This window comes from Amycolatopsis sp. lyj-90 (assembly GCF_046549035.1).
In the GTDB taxonomy this organism is placed as follows: domain Bacteria; phylum Actinomycetota; class Actinomycetes; order Mycobacteriales; family Pseudonocardiaceae; genus Amycolatopsis.
Genome location: NZ_JAJPWP010000009.1, coordinates 181,658 through 195,148, shown reverse-complemented (window position 1 = coordinate 195,148; position 13,491 = coordinate 181,658). Strand labels below are relative to the sequence as shown.

11 protein-coding genes are annotated in these 13,491 nt (G+C 68.9%); 5 read left to right on the top strand and 6 right to left on the bottom strand.

Translation table 11 applies throughout. The annotated features are described in order from the left end of the window. Positions 1-76 precede the first annotated feature (76 nt). Positions 77-1,363 (top strand): MFS transporter, encoded by a 1,287-nt coding sequence (locus ACLJPX_RS32055; RefSeq protein WP_410604197.1) that lies wholly within the window; start codon positions 77-79, stop codon positions 1,361-1,363. Positions 1,364-1,434: 71 nt separating this feature from the next. Next, positions 1,435-3,159 carry an arginine--tRNA ligase gene (argS, locus tag ACLJPX_RS32050; RefSeq protein WP_410604196.1) on the top strand — a complete coding sequence of 575 codons (1,725 nt, stop codon included), beginning with the start codon at positions 1,435-1,437 and terminating at the stop codon, positions 3,157-3,159. Here argS and ACLJPX_RS32045 read toward each other — a convergent pair. Next, a complete protein-coding gene (locus ACLJPX_RS32045) occupies positions 3,154-4,428 on the bottom strand; it encodes an FAD-dependent oxidoreductase (protein ID WP_410604195.1) in 1,275 nt (424 codons plus the stop codon). The genes argS and ACLJPX_RS32045 overlap by 6 nt on opposite strands. A gap of 89 nt (positions 4,429-4,517) precedes the next feature. Between ACLJPX_RS32045 and ACLJPX_RS32040 the strand changes: the two genes are divergently transcribed. The 3 genes from ACLJPX_RS32040 (at position 4,518) to ACLJPX_RS32030 (ending at position 6,471) form a co-directional block, all read left to right on the top strand. Beyond that, the gene (locus ACLJPX_RS32040; protein WP_410604194.1) at positions 4,518-5,153 is read left to right on the top strand and encodes a TetR/AcrR family transcriptional regulator; all 636 of its coding nucleotides are present in this window, start codon (positions 4,518-4,520) and stop codon (positions 5,151-5,153) included. Between the two features lie 92 nt (positions 5,154-5,245). After that, positions 5,246-5,737, top strand: a complete 492-nt coding sequence (locus tag ACLJPX_RS32035; RefSeq protein WP_410604193.1) for a SigE family RNA polymerase sigma factor — start codon at positions 5,246-5,248, stop codon at positions 5,735-5,737. A 2-nt stretch (positions 5,738-5,739) separates the two neighbouring features. Further along, positions 5,740-6,471 carry a hypothetical protein gene (locus ACLJPX_RS32030; protein WP_410604192.1) on the top strand — a complete coding sequence of 244 codons (732 nt, stop codon included), beginning with the start codon at positions 5,740-5,742 and terminating at the stop codon, positions 6,469-6,471. Here the strand turns inward: ACLJPX_RS32030 and proB are convergent. The 5 genes from proB to ACLJPX_RS32005 form a co-directional block, all read right to left on the bottom strand. Continuing rightward, positions 6,468-7,577 (bottom strand): glutamate 5-kinase, encoded by a 1,110-nt coding sequence (proB, locus tag ACLJPX_RS32025; protein WP_410604191.1) that lies wholly within the window; start codon positions 7,575-7,577, stop codon positions 6,468-6,470. The genes ACLJPX_RS32030 and proB overlap by 4 nt on opposite strands. Further along, entirely contained in the window at positions 7,574-9,031 is a 1,458-nt protein-coding gene (obgE, locus tag ACLJPX_RS32020) for a GTPase ObgE (RefSeq protein ID WP_410604190.1), read from the bottom strand. Before obgE ends, proB begins: the two co-directional genes overlap by 4 nt. 107 nt (positions 9,032-9,138) lie before the next feature. Continuing rightward, entirely contained in the window at positions 9,139-9,396 is a 258-nt protein-coding gene (gene rpmA / locus ACLJPX_RS32015; RefSeq protein WP_003067129.1) for a 50S ribosomal protein L27, read from the bottom strand. A gap of 38 nt (positions 9,397-9,434) precedes the next feature. Further along, positions 9,435-9,749 carry a 50S ribosomal protein L21 gene (gene rplU, locus ACLJPX_RS32010; protein ID WP_005158538.1) on the bottom strand — a complete coding sequence of 105 codons (315 nt, stop codon included), beginning with the start codon at positions 9,747-9,749 and terminating at the stop codon, positions 9,435-9,437. A 170-nt stretch (positions 9,750-9,919) separates the two neighbouring features. Then, complete coding sequence (locus ACLJPX_RS32005) at positions 9,920-13,057, bottom strand: translation initiation factor IF-2 N-terminal domain-containing protein (protein WP_410604189.1); 3,138 nt, start codon at positions 13,055-13,057, stop codon at positions 9,920-9,922. Positions 13,058-13,491: the final 434 nt, after the last annotated feature.

Genomic DNA, 13,491 nt, shown 5'->3' with positions numbered 1-13,491 from the left:
CCGGCATTCGACAGGTTCTTTCCCGCACGGGGACTTTCTGGCAAGGTTCCGTCCACGCGCGAGTACGGAGGTACCGATGTCGGACGCCACGACGGAGCGGCTGGGGCATCGGCTCCCGGTGAAGAAACTGTTCGCCGCCAGCGTCGGGAACGCGCTCGAGTGGTTCGACTGGACCATCTACGCGACGTTCAGCATCTACTTCGCCAGCGAGTTCTTCCCGAAGGGCAACGAAGCCCTGGCGTTGATCAACACCTTCGCCACGTACGCGCTGGCGTTCTTCTTCCGGCCGCTCGGCGGCATGTTGCTCGGCCGCTTCGCCGACGTCAGGGGCCGGAAGCCGGCGATGATCCTGACCATCGTGCTGATGGCGGGCGGTTCGGTGGCCATCGGGCTCCTGCCGACGTTCGACCAGGTCGGTTGGCTGGCTCCGATCCTGTTGCTGCTGGCGAGGGTGGCGCAGGGACTGTCACTCGGCGGCGAGGTCTCCAACGCTTCGGCGTACTTGGGTGAGATCGCGCCGCCTTCCCGTCGCGGGCGGTACTCGGCCTTCTTCTACATCTCGACAGGTTCCGCCGTGCTGATCGCCTCGATCCTCGGTTTCGTGCTCGCGCGGACGATGTCCAAGGCGGACCTGACCGCGTACGGCTGGCGGATCCCGTTCCTGCTCGGCGGGGTTCTCGGCATCATCGGCTTGTGGCTCCGGCGCAGCCTCGTCGAAACCGAGATCTTCGAAGAGAAGAAATCGACCGCGCGCCGGGTCGAGCGACCGCTGCGCACCACGCTGCGCGAGCACCCGCGCGCCGTCGTGCAACTCGTGGGCTTCTCGATGCTGTCGACCCTTTGCTATTACACGTTCTTCAGCGCCCTGACCTCGTTCGCGGTCAAGACCCGCAAGGCCGACGACGTCGACGTGTTCCTCGCGTTGTCGATCGCGACGGCGTTGTTCGTCGCGCTCCAATATCCGATGGGCGCGCTGTCGGACCGCTTCGGCCGCAAACCGCAGCTGCTCGTCTGGGCGGCGGCGACCGCGATCCTCATCGTCCCACTGTCCACTTTGGTCAGGCCGGGCCTGCCGGGACTGCTGGTCGTGTTCTGCGTCGGACTCTGCCTGTACACGGCGATGACGTCGATCGCGCCCGCGATCATGAGCGAGCTGTTCCCCACCGAGCTGCGCGGTCTGGGCATCGGCGCCTGGTACAACCTGACCGTCGCGTTGTTCGGCGGTACCGCTCCCCTGGTTCTCACCGCGCTGTCCGACGCCGGCTTGTCGACGCTGTTCTTCTGGTACGTGGCCGCCGGAGCGGCGATCGCGTTCTTCGTCATCCGGACCCTGCCGGAGACCAAGGGCAGCGACCTGCGCTGAAAACTCCGTCGCCCACGACGCGGCTGGTGGCTACCCTCGCGCTCCTACGACGAGCGTGAAGGAGGGACACCGTGTTGTTCGGCGATGTGAGCGAGGAATTGGCGCGACGCGTGGTGGAGGCCCTTCGCCGCGTCACCGACATCGAGCCGCCTGCCGTACTGGTCCGGGTCTCCGCGCGGAGCGGTGTCGACTACCAGTGCGATCTCGCGATGAGCCTCGGCAAACGGCTCGGCAAGCCGCCGAGGGAGATCGCCGCCGACATCGCGCTGCACCTGGATGTCGCCGATCTCGCCGAGCCGCCGGAGATCGCAGGACCGGGCTTCCTCAACTTCACGCTGCGCTCGTCGTGGCTGGAAGACCGGACGACCGCGCTCAACGGTGACCCGCGACTGGGCGCCGTGGCGACGCCGCGACCGCGGCGGATCGCCATCGACTACAGCAGCCCGAACGTGGCGAAGGAGATGCACGCCGGACATCTCCGGCCCACGGTCATCGGTGACGCCATCGCGCGGCTGCTGCGGTTCGCGGGCCACGACGTCATCCCGCACAACCATCTCGGCGACTGGGGTACTCCGTTCGGCATGCTGATCGAGCATCTGCTCGACGAGCGCCCGGAGGGTCCTTACACGATCGGGGACCTCAACGGCTTCTATCAAGCCGCCCGGTCGAAGTTCGAGGCAAGCGAAGACTTCGCGCCCCGGTCGCGGGAGCGTGTGGTCCTCCTGCAAAGCGGCGACGAAGAGACCTTGTCGTTGTGGCGGCATCTGGTCGACGAGTCGACAAGGCATTTCACCCAGGTCTACGAACTCCTCGGGATCGGCCTGTCGAGTGAGGACGTTTACGGCGAAAGCTTCTACAACCCGTTTCTCGCCGCGGTCGTGGACGACCTGACCGCCGCCGGGCTGACCGAGATCAGTGACGGCGCCGTCTGCGTCTTCCCTGACGGCTTCCGCAACCGGGAAGGCGATCCGCTGCCGCTCATCGTGCGCAAGCGCGACGGCGGTTACGGCTACGCGGCCACCGATCTCGCGACCCTGCGGTACTGGACGGAACAGCGGGAGGTCACCGATCTGCTCTACGTGGTCGGCACACCGCAGGCGCAGCACTTCGCGATGGTGTTCGCCGTCTGCCGGGCCGCCGGATGGCTCCGCGAGGAGCACCGGGCCGAGCACATCGGGTTCGGCTCGGTGCTGGGAGAAGACGGCCGGGCCATGAAGACCCGGGCCGGCGAGTCGGTCCGGCTTTCCGATCTGCTCGCCGAAGCGGTTTCCCATGCCGCCGAAGTGCTCGAAGGCCGGGGCGACCTCTCCCCCGGGGTCAGGGAAGAGGTCGCCCCGGCGATCGGGATCGGCGCGATCAAGTACGCCGATCTTTCCGGCGATCGCGAGCGTGACTACGTCTTCTCCTGGGAGCGGATGCTCTCCAAGAACGGGAACACCTCGGTCTATCTGCAGTACGCCCACGCGCGGATCCGTTCCGTGCTGGCGAAAGCGGATCAGGATCTCGCCGATGCGCGGATCCTGCTCGGTCATCCCGCCGAGCGGGCGCTGGCGCTCGCCTTGGCCCGCTTTCCCGAGGCGATCGGCGCCGCGACCACCGGGTATCTCCCCCACAAGCTGTGCACGTACCTCTACGAAACCGCTGTCGTGTTCTCGCGGTTCTACGAACAGTGCCCGGTGCTGGGCGCGGAAGGACCCGGCCTCCGCGATTCGCGCCTGCTGCTGGCCGAACTCACCGCGAAGACGCTGGCGCTGGGTTTGTCCCTGCTGGGCATCTCCACTCCCGGCAGGCTATGAGGTGCCCTGATCACTGAAGGCCTTGCGCTTCAACGGAGGGACGGCCTGGAAGAAACGGAACATCCCCCGTGCCATCGCGCGGCCCACCCGGTTCTCCGACACGAACTGACGCGCGCTGCGTTCCGAGTCGCGCACCGCCGCGAAGCCGTAGTCCCGCATCTGCCGTTCGTAGTCGGCGACCGCGGTGCGCACGTCGCCGGTCTCGCGCGCGGCGACGAGGTTGCGGCACAACAGGCGCGCGTCCCGGAGCGCGGTGTTCGCGCCGATGCCGCGGAACGGCGTCATGCTGTGGATCGCGTCGCCGAGCAGGGTGATGTTGCTCGTCGGCCACGGCGCGACGGGCTTCGACGTGAAGATCGGCAACCGGGACACCGAACCCGCGGGCGAGCCGGCGACCAGTTCCTTGAACGCGGGATCCCAGCCGTCGATCAGGTCGAGCACGAGAGCCCGCAGGGCTTCACCGTCCAATGAGGACACATCGTCCGGGTAGCGCCGGTTGCCCGCGGCGAAAGCCCACATGATGTAGCTCGACGTGTTGTCGAACAGGACGGGGTCGTAACTCGCGGTCTCGTCATTGACCGACGAGGCGCCGTCCAGCTCGTGCGGCGCGCTGAACAGTCCCGCCCCGGCGCGCGGCATCACCAGGCTCGGGCCGTCGGTGAGCCTGACGGGCAGGCGTTCCCGGGTCTCGGCTGTCAGCGGATGCTTGCCCGCGATCGCGACGATCCCGGTGTCCACCCGTTCGGCTTCGGGAAGGAACTGTTTGCGCACCCGGGAATTGGCCCCGTCCGCGCCGATGACCAGATCGGCCTCGACGGTGCTCCCGTCGGCGAACTCGCAGACGACCACCTCCCCTTCATCGCGGTAGCCGACGAACTCCTTGCCGTGGTGCAGAACTCCGTCGAGCCCGTCGGACAGCACCTGGTGCAGGCTGATCCGGCTGACCGAATGGTGGTTCGACGCGGGATCCGGGCTCCAGGTCAGTTCGCTGTCGATCACCATCAGGTCTTTCAACCGTTCGGTCACGAAGCTGAACTCTCCGCCCGTGGTGCCGGTCGTCGCCAGGAACCGTTCCCAGAGTTCGGAGGGCAGGCATTCGTGCAGCGCGGCCGAACCCTGCGGATTGATGTGCACGCGATAACCCTGCAGCCGCTCGGTCCTGGTGCGGCTGCGCTCGTGGACGGACACCTCGGCCCCCGCCTTGCGCAGCCCGTGCGCCAGGCAGAGCCCACCCGTACCGCCGCCGATGATCGCGATCCTCGTGGTCATGGGATCTCCTCTCTCCGCCGACCACTATCAACCAGACGGATAATAAAGTCAACCAAACGTTTGAAAGAGTCAGCGGCTAAGGTGACCCCATGTCCGAAGCCGCCCCGCGCAGCCCTCGTCGCGCCCCCGTCGAACGCCAGCGCGACCCCGAGCGCACCAAGACACAGCTCTTGGAGGCGGCGAAAAGCGAGTTCGGCGCGAAGGGCTACGCCGCGGCACGAGTCAGCGAGATCGCCGCGAGGGCGGGCGTGAACAAGCAGCTGATCTCGTACTACTTCGGCGGCAAGGAAGGGCTCTACAACGCGCTGACCGCGACGATGTACGACGACTACGTAGCGGCCTCCGAGCACGACATGCCGTTCTCGGAGTCGATCCGGTTCTTCGTCCAGTCGGGGATCCGGGACCACGATCTCGCCAAACTGTTCCTCTGGGAGAACCTGACCGACGGCGCCCCCGACGCGATCGGCGTCGAGGGCCAGCGCGGCTTCCTCGATCGGCAGGTGGAGTACGTGCGGGCCCGCCAAGCCGCGGGAGACTTCCCCGCCGACCTCGATCCGGCGTTCCTGCTGGTGATCTTCATGGCCGCGGCCAGTGCCTCGCTGGCGTTCCCCCGTGTCGTCCGGGCCGTCTCGGGCCAGGATCCCCAGTCGGCCGAGTTCGTGGATGCCTACGGCGAGCAGTTGGCACGGCTCATCGGTCACCTCGCCGATCCCGGGAAGCGATAGCAAAGGTCCCTTGCTCCCCCGTCGCGGAATCACTTGAACCTTTCGGACGCCTTCCGGACTAGAGAGAGTGAGACGAGGGGGAGGTGGCCGGTGTGGGACAAACCAGAGACGCCGACTTCAGTGAGTACTTCGCGGCCCGCGTGCAGCGGTTCCGGCGACTGGCGTTCGGCATGTGCGGCGACTGGCACGGCGCCGAGGACCTGGTGCAGGCCACGTTCATCCAGCTGTACCGGCGTTGGCGGCGGATCAGGCCGGACACGGTCGACGCCTACGCCCGCCGGATCCTGCTCAACCTCTTCCTTTCCCGAAGGCGGAAACACGGCCGGGAGCTGGTGACCTCGGCGCCGCCCGACCAGGCCGCGCCACCGGGCTACGACAGCCACGACCGGATCGACCTCGAACGGGTGCTCAGCGGCCTGACACCGCGCCAGCGCGCGATGGTCGTCCTTCGCTTCCTCGAAGACCTTTCGATCGCCGAAGTCGCCTCGTTGCTCGGCATCGCCGAAGGCACTGTCAAAAGCCAGACCGCCCGCGGGGTCGAGGCACTGCGCGCGGTCCTCCCCTCCCCGACGAGCAAGGAGTAGTCATGGAAGACCACGATGTCCGCTCCGCGCTGAAGGAGTACGTGACCGAGACGGAGCCGCCGATCGGGCTCACCGGCGAGGGCGTGCTCACCGCGGGCAGGCGGTCCCGGCGACGCCGTCTGACGACCATCGTCGCGGTGGTCGCGCTGGCCGTGGCGGGATTCCCGGTGGGAACCGCGCTCATCACCCTTCCGGACCGGGCCGAACCGGCCTCGATCTCACCCTGCGGTGAAAAGTCACCCGAGGAGACCCCGAAGGCGGTGACCACTCGCTTGGAGTGCTTGCTCGACCAGGCGATCCGCACGTATATCACCCCGGCGGACCCGCTCAAGCTGGACGCCTATCCCTCGACGGGCAAGACGCTCTACGTCATGTCGACCGAGGTGAGCGACCGGACGGGTTCGCTCTTCGTGGACCTGGCGACCAACGACGGCACACTGCTTTCGGCGGGAACCGCTTGCGAGGTCCAGGAGCCGACTCCGACCACGTGCTCGGCGAGCCTGATCCGCGGCGGAACCCTCGTGGAGACGACGATCAGGAAGCCCCGCAACCCTGACTTCGTCATCTACCAGGCCGCCTATCGGACAGCGCAGGCTCTCATCGTCGTCAGTTCCAGCAACTCCACCGAAGTGGGAACAGACGAACAGCCGTATCCGCCGGGGCAGCGCGAACTGCCTCCCCTGACCCAAGCCCAGCTCCGCGAGATCGCCCTGACCCCGGGCCTGGTGCCCTAACGACGCAGAGGGACGAGGTCGTCCGCGTGGACGACCTCTCGCCGCTGCTCGGCGGGGAGGTCATGGCTGGAGCGGCCGATGAGATCGGGCAGTTCGCCCGCGTCGAAGGCCACGACCCCTCTCGCCACGGTCCGCTGCCGGAGGTCGACCAGGTCGACGACGTCGCCCGCCTGGAAGTCCCCTTCGACGCCGGTGATCCCGGCGGCGAGCAGGGAACGGCGGCGACGGACGACGGCCGAGACCGCGCCGTCGTCGAGGTGCAGTTTCCCGGACGCGCCCGCGGCGTAGCCCAGCCAGAACCGGCGGGCCGACAGACGGGAATCCGCGGCGGCGAACGCCGTGCCGACCTCGGCGGTGGTGAGGGCGCGTGCGGCTTCGGAAGCGGCGGCGAGCAGGACCGGGATCCCGGCGCCGGCGGCGGTGCGGGCCGCGGCGAGCTTCGAGACCATGCCGCCGGTGCCGAGCCCGGAGCTCGACATGCCGACGGTGATTCCGTCCACATCGGACTCCCCGGCGACCTCGGCGATCTTGCGGGTCGCGCCGTCACGGGGGTCTCCGTCGTACAGACCGTCCACATCGGACAGCAGGACGAGCGCGTCGGCGCCGATCAGGTGGGCCACCAAAGCGGCCAGCCGGTCGTTGTCGCCGAAGCGGATCTCTTCGGTGGCCACGGTGTCGTTCTCGTTGACCACCGGAACCGCGCCGAGGGCCAGCAAGCGGGTGAACGTGTTCTGCGCGTTGCGATAGTGGGCACGGCGCACGACGTCGTCCGACGTCAGCAGAACCTGGCCCACCGTCAGGGAAAACCGGCCGAACGACTCGGCGTAGGCGTGGGCAAGCGCGAGCTGCCCGACGCTGGCCGCGGCCTGCTGGGTGGCCAGGTCACGCGGTCGCTTGCCGAGCGCGAGCGGCGCGAGTCCCGCGCCGATCGCCCCCGAGGACACCAAAACGATCTGCGTGCCGCGAGAGACCCTCTCGGCGATCGCGTCCACCAGCGCGTCCAGCCTGGCCACGTCGAGACCGTCACCGGCGGTGGTCAGCGCGGAGGAACCGACCTTGACGACCACGCGCTTCGCGCCGGCGATCGCACCACGGGCAGAGCTCACTCGTCGTCCGTCTCGTCTTCGACACCGTCCGGACCGTCACGCCGGATCCGGCGGGCTTCCTTGCGATCGGAGGCACCGATCCGGCTGTTGTTCTCCAGCCGCACATCCGTGCCACGGCCCGACATGTGCACCGCGACCCCGGCCGGGGTCGACGGCTCCCATTCGAACTGGACGTCGCCGATGGTGACCGGGCTGCCCGGCACGGCTCCCTTGCGGGCCAGCGCTTCCTCGACGCCGAGGCGCTGCAACCGGTCCGCGAGATAGCCGACGGCCTCGTCGTTGGAGAAGGTCGTCTGGCGGATCCACCGCTCCGGACGGACGCCGCGCACGATGAAGGCGCCTTCCTCCTCCGGGTCGAGCTCGACGGTGAAGCCCGCGTCGTTGACGGCCATCGGCCGCAGCACGACCTTCTCCGGCTCCGGTTCCGGCTGGTCGGCACGGTACTTCTCGACCACGGCGGCGAGCGCGTAGGTCAGTTCCTTCAGCCCCTGGCGGGACGCCGTGGAGATCTCGAACACACTGAGCCCGCGGGCTTCCAGCTCCGGGCGGACGAACTCGGCGAGTTCGGCGGCGTCCGGGACGTCGATCTTGTTGAGCACCACCACCCGCGGCCGATCGGCGAGGTCGCCGCCGAGGCTCGGGGTGTAGCGGGCCAGTTCCTCTTCGAGGGCGTCCATATCGGACAGCGGGTCGCGCCCGGGCTCGAAGGTGGCGCAGTCGATGACGTGCACCAGCACCGCGCACCGCTCGATGTGGCGCAGGAAGTCCAGGCCGAGGCCCTTGCCCTCGCTCGCGCCGGGGATCAGGCCCGGCACGTCGGCCATGGTGAACACGGTCGATCCGGCGGTGATCACGCCCAGGTTCGGCACCAGGGTGGTGAAGGGGTAGTCGGCGATCTTCGGCTTGGCCGCGGACAGCACCGAGATCAGCGAAGACTTGCCCGCGGACGGGAAGCCGAGCAGGCCGACGTCGGCGACCGAACGCAGCTCCAGGACGAGGTTCCGGCTCTCCCCCGGCTCGCCCAGCAGCGCGAACCCGGGCGCCTTGCGCGTGCTGGAGGCCAGCGACGCGTTGCCGAGGCCGCCACGGCCGCCCTGGGCGGCGACGAAGGTGGCTCCGGAGCCGACCAGGTCGGCCAGGATCTCGCCGTCCTCGGTCATCACGACGGTGCCGGAGGGGACCCGCATCTCCAGCGTGTCGCCCGCCGCTCCGGAGCGGTTGCCGCCCTGGCCCATCTTGCCGCTGCCGGCACGGGCGTGCGGGCGGAAGTGGAAGTCCAGCAGGGTGTGCACGCCTCCGTCGACGATCAGCAGGACGTCGCCGCCGTTGCCGCCGTTGCCGCCGTCCGGGCCGCCGAGGGGCTTGAACTTCTCGCGGTGCACCGAGGCGCAGCCGTTCCCACCGTCACCGGCGGTCAGGTGGATCACCGCGCGGTCCACGAAACGGGACGCCATGACTTGCCTCTATTCACTCGCGAGAGAAGGGATACACAAAACAAACGAGGGGTGGGCCCGGATATTCCGGCCCACCCCTCGTCAGAGGTCTAACTAGAAGCCGAAGTTCAGGCTTCGGACGGCACGATGTTGACCGTCTTGCGGCCACGCTTCTCGCCGAACTGGACCGCACCGGCGGCCAGCGCGAACAGCGTGTCGTCGCCGCCGCGGCCGACGTTGACGCCGGGGTGGAACTTGGTGCCACGCTGGCGGATCAAGATCTCGCCCGCGTTGACTTCCTGGCCGCCGTAGCGCTTGACGCCCAGTCGCTGCGCGTTCGAATCGCGACCGTTGCGGGAGCTGGACGCACCCTTCTTGTGAGCCATGGCTCAATCCTCTTTCTGACGAAGATCCGGAGAAAGTCCTACTTGGAGATGCCGGTGACCTCGACGCGGGTCAGCTTCTGCCGGTGACCCTGGCGCTTGTGGTAGCCGGTCTTGTTCTTGAACTTGTGGATCCGGATCTTCGGACCCTTGGTCTGCTCGACGACCTTGCCGGTGACCGAGACCTTCGCCAGCGCGTCGGCGTCCGTGGTGACGTCGCCACCGTCCACAAAAAGGACTGCGGGGAAGGTGTGCTCGGTACCGGGCTCGCCTTCGAGCTTCTCGACCTCGACGACGTCGCCGACGGCCACCTTGTACTGCTTGCCGCCAGTCTTGACGATCGCGTACGCCGACACGGAAGTCTCCTGCTTACTCGACAACGGGTGGGGGCTTGCGTGACCGGCCCATCGGATCTCTCTCGGTGGTCCAGGTTCTGCGCAAGGTGCCCGCCGCTAAGTGGCGGGCCGCTCTACAGGTTACGGGGGGCTCCCCGGTGCGATCACACCGGGGTGCCCCTCGGTGTTCACTAGCTCTTTTCCGACGCCTTGACCGGGGGACCGGCCGGCCGTGAGGCCGTCCGTCGCGGACGACGGCGGGTGGTGGAGCGACCGGCCGGGGCCGGGACGTCCACCTCGGGTTCGGTCTCCTCCTGAGCCGCCGGAACCTCGGGCTCGGAAACCTCTTCCGTCACAACGGTCTCAGGAGTCACCGGAACCTCGGGGGCTTCGGGCTCCGGGCTCGATTCCCGGACGGCGGCGACCTCTTCTTCGCGCGCGGCCGGAGCCTCGTCGTCCGGAGTCGTCACCGGTTCACCCGCGACCTCGGTCGCGGGTGCCTCGGCGACGGGCTCGGAAACCGGCTCAGCGGCCGCCTCGGCCGCTTGCTCGACGGTCGCCTCGGTGATGGGCTCCGAAGCTTCCTTCGACGGCTCAGCCGCCTGCGGGGCGTGGCCGTTGAGCGCGGCGCCTTCGACGTTCTCGGTGATCTCGTGCGGGTGCTCGCCCTTGGCCGCCTTGGCGGCGTTGGCGACGGCGTGGACCGCCGAAACCACCGACTCACGCTGGCCGGAAGCCGGCGGAGCCTCGGTCTTGGCCGCCACGGGCTCGTTCTGGGCCTGGTCCTCGCCCTTGCCACGGCCGCGGGACCGGCGGGAGCCCTGCTCCTTGCCGCCCCCACCACTGCCGCCACTGCCGCTGCCACCACCGTGGCTGTGACCGTTGCCACCGCCACCGGTGCGCTGCGGTTCGGTCGAGACGACCACGCCGCGGCCCTTGCAGTGCTCACACGGCGTCGAGAACGCCTCAAGCAGCCCGGTGCCGATCTTCTTGCGGGTCATCTGCACCAGGCCGAGGGAGGTGACCTCGGCGACCTGGTGCCGGGTGCGGTCGCGCCCGAGGCATTCGGTCAGGCGGCGCAGCACCAGTTCACGGTTGGATTCGAGCACCATGTCGATGAAGTCGATGACGATGATGCCGCCGATGTCCCGGAGCCGGAGCTGGCGGACGATCTCCTCCGCCGACTCCAGGTTGTTCCTGGTCACCGTCTCCTCGAGGTTTCCACCCGATCCGGTGAACTTGCCGGTGTTGACGTCGATGACCGTCATCGCTTCGGTGCGGTCGATGACCAGGTAGCCACCCGAGGGCAGCCAGACCTTGCGGTCCAGCGCCTTGGTGATCTGCTCGTCGATCCGGTGGTCGGCGAAGGCCGAACCGGTGCCCGTGTACCGCTTGACGCGGTCGGCCAGGTCCGGCGCCACGTGCTGCACGTAGTTGTAGATGGTGTCCCAGGCCTTGTCGCCCTGGATCTCCAGCTTCGCGAAGTCCTCGGTGAACAGGTCGCGCACGACCTTGACCAGCAGGTCCGGCTCTTCGTAGAGCATGACCGGGGCGCTGTTCTTCTTGCCGCCGTTGCCGGCTTCGGCCTTCTCCTTGATGACGTCCCACTGCGCCTTGAGGCGGCGGACGTCACGGTCCAGCTCCTCCTCGACGATGCCCTCGGACGCGGTGCGGATGATCACACCGGCGTCCTCGGGGACGATGCGCTTGAGGATGTCCTTCAGGCGGCGGCGCTCGTTCTCCGGGAGCTTCCGCGAGATGCCGGTGGCACCGCCCGCGGGCACGTAGACCAGGAAGCGGCCGGGCAGCGAGATCTGCGTGGTCAGCCGGGCACCCTTGTGCCCGACCGGGTCCTTGGTGACCTGGACCAGCACGGAGTCACCGGTGGAGAGCGCCTGCTCGATCTTGCGGGCCTTGCCCTCGAGACCGGCGGCGTCCCAGTCGACCTCACCGGCGTAGAGCACGGCGTTGCGGCCGCGGCCGATGTCGATGAAGGCGGCCTCCATCGACGGCAGCACGTTCTGCACGCGGCCCAGGTAGACGTTGCCGACGATCGAGCCGGTGCCCGACGACGTCACGAAGTGCTCGCACAGGACGCCGTCCTCGAGCACGCCGATCTGCGTGGACTCGCCCTTCTCGGCGACGACCATGGTGCGCTCGACCGACTCGCGGCGGGCGAGGAACTCGGCCTCGGACAGGATCGGCGCGCGGCGGCGGCCGGCCTCGCGGCCGTCCCGGCGGCGCTGACGCTTGGCCTCCAGCCGGGTCGAGCCGCGCACGCTGCGGACCTCGTCCCGCGCGGGACGCTCGGTCTCGGCGGCCTTGGCCTGGCGCACGTGGACGACCGTGTTGGGCGGGTCGTCGCTGGTGGACTCGGCGTTGTCGTCGTCCCCGCCCTTGCGACGGCGGCGGCGACGGCGGCGCTTGCTGCCGTTGTCGGAATCGCCGTCGTTGTCCGAATCGGACTCCGCAGAATCAGACGCGGGCGACGTCTCTTCGGCGGTCTCGGACTCGGCCTCGTCTGCGTCCTTTTCGTTCTTGTCGCTCCGGTCCTTCCCCCGCGGCTGACGGCCGCGAGGAGGCTCGGACTGCTCGTCTTCGTTCTCGGACTCGGCCGAGTTCTCGTCGCCGCCCTTGCCGCGGCCACGGCCACGACGTCCGCGACGGCGGCGGCGACGGCCGTTGGCGTCGTCACCGTCGTCGTCACCGTCCTGGTGATCGGCTTGCTCGGCGGGAGTCTCGTCCTCGTCGGTGACGGGCTCTTCGGTCGGGGTGAAGGCAGGCTCCGGCTTGCGGACGGGCTTCGCCGCGACCGGCTCCGGCGGCAGGAACACCGGCGACGGTGCCGCGAACACCGGAACGTGCACGGCGGCCTTCGACGGCCTGGTCGACCGCTGCGGCTGCTCCGGGGTCACCGGGGCGGCCAGCGCGGGCGGGACACGCTTCGCGGGCGCCTCCTCCTGCGGGGCGGGCTCCGGCTTGACCTCGGGCTTCGCTTCGGCCTTGACCTCGGGCTCGGCAGCCTTCGGCTTCTCGACAGGAGCTTCCGCGGGAACCTCGGCGACCGGGGCCGCTTCGGTGGTCTCGGGCTCGTCTCCGCCGGTGAGGGCCTCGGCGAGCTTGATGGCCACATCGCGGGTGACGCTGGACTGCGCGCTGCGGACGGTCTCGCCGAGCTCACCGAGCTTGGCCATCAGTTCACGGCTGTTGGATCCCAAGAGCTTCGCCAGGGCGTGCACCCGGATCCGGGGAGGCAGTTCGGCCAGCTGGCCTGCGATGGGTGTGGCGGTATTCCCGCCGGTGACGGCGGGTGTGTCCGCGTTCGACATATATCTCCTCCGCCCCCGGGCGCGTCGGCTGGCTCACACCGGCTCGACGCGGCCGCGCAGGGGCCCCTTTCTGTTCGTTCCGCCGTGGTGGTCACCAGCAGCGGGAATCCTTGCCCGGCACCGCGACGGCGCCGGGATTGTCCGGGCGCCGCGTACGGCTGAAGGTCTGCTCGGCGGAGCGCTGGCCACGTTCGCGACATCGGGCCGCCCGCCACGTCGTCGAGCCGCATGCAGCGGCGACGCGTGTGGAGGATGTGCAGCACACCACCGGGCCACGAGACCGCGAGCACCACCTCTCACGTGTGCCCGTCGGCCAGCGGCCAACGCGAGTATCCCACACCCCGGCCCCACTCCGGTGTACTCGGTGCCACAGACCTGACTCCCGGGCGCGCCGCGACCACCGGCCGAGCGAACTTCGCGGGAGAGCTTGTCGA